2 protein-coding genes are annotated in these 1,005 nt (G+C 74.2%); both read right to left on the bottom strand.

Annotated features, from left to right (window positions below; genetic code table 11):
* Positions 1-216: 216 nt before the first annotated feature.
* Complete coding sequence (locus tag ACTS11_RS14860; protein ID WP_442641083.1) at positions 217-738, bottom strand: MgtC/SapB family protein; 522 nt, start codon at positions 736-738, stop codon at positions 217-219.
* A 7-nt stretch (positions 739-745) separates the two neighbouring features.
* Positions 746-1,005: DUF3459 domain-containing protein (locus ACTS11_RS14855; protein WP_442641082.1), on the bottom strand; the 260-nt coding region annotated here is incomplete at its 5' end.

The raw sequence follows: 1,005 nt of genomic DNA, 5'->3' as shown, positions 1-1,005 counted from the left end.
CCTGCGCGTCGGTGAGGGCGGCCCAGGGCCGCGCGTCGGCCTGTGCGAAGGCGTGGCGGGTCGCGCCCGTCAGGCCGGTGGCGGCGGCGAGGCCGCCCGCCCCGATCTGCATGAGGACGGCGCGGCGCGAGAAGGTGTGTGGCATCGAACGGACCCGGTGGCTGTCAGGGGCCAACGCGGGGTCGACTGCGCGGTTCCAGTCATTCCTCCGCCCGGTCACTCCTCGGCGCCGTCGCCGGGTTCGAGGCCCCTCTCGCGGTCGTCGCGGTGCATCGTCTTGCGCTCGGCCACCTTCACGAGGCGGATCACGACGAGCGACAGGATCGTCGTCGCCACCGCCATCAGCCAGAAGCCGAAGCCCGCGCTGAGCCCCACCGCCGCCGCGAGCCAGAGGCCCGCGCCCGTGGTGAGGCCGCGCACCTTGCCCTGGCTGAAGACGATCATGCCCGCGGCGAGGAAGGCCACGCCGCTCGTCACCGCCTCGATGAGGCGGAGGGGGTCGGCGGCGATGCGGTCGGTGAAGATGTCTGCCGCCGCGAGCAGCTCCAGCATGATGAGGCAGTAGAGCGCGGAGGCGAGGCCGACGAGCATGTGCGTGCGCAGGCCCGCCGGCCGGTTGCGCGTCTCGCGCTCGAAGCCGATGAGGCCGCAGAGCACCAGCGCCCCCGCGAGCCGCGCCAGCACCACCTGCCAGGGCATCGAGGTCAGGACGAAGATGTCGTCGAGGATTTCCTGCATGGCGCCCTCAGCGGAGCCACGCGGCGCTGCGCGGCGGCAGGCGGCGGCGCTCCTCGGGGGCGACGCTGTGCAGGATCGGCTCGGCCGCGGCGTCGGGCAGGGTCCAGGGCTCCGGCGTCATGTTCGCGGCGAGGGTGAGGGGGCCGCCGCCCGTGGCGAGGCGGGCGAGGATCGTGCCCTCGGGGCTGTCGTCCACGCGCATCGCGGCCTCCGCGAGGCCCAGCTCGCGCCGGAGTCTCAGCGCCGTGCGGTAGAAGTTCAGGACCG

The sequence above is a fragment of the Roseicyclus sp. genome, assembly GCF_052168335.1.
Lineage (GTDB): Bacteria > Pseudomonadota > Alphaproteobacteria > Rhodobacterales > Rhodobacteraceae > Roseibacterium.
The sequence above is the reverse complement of the archived record's forward strand: the minus strand, read 5'-3'. Positions and strand labels throughout refer to the sequence as shown.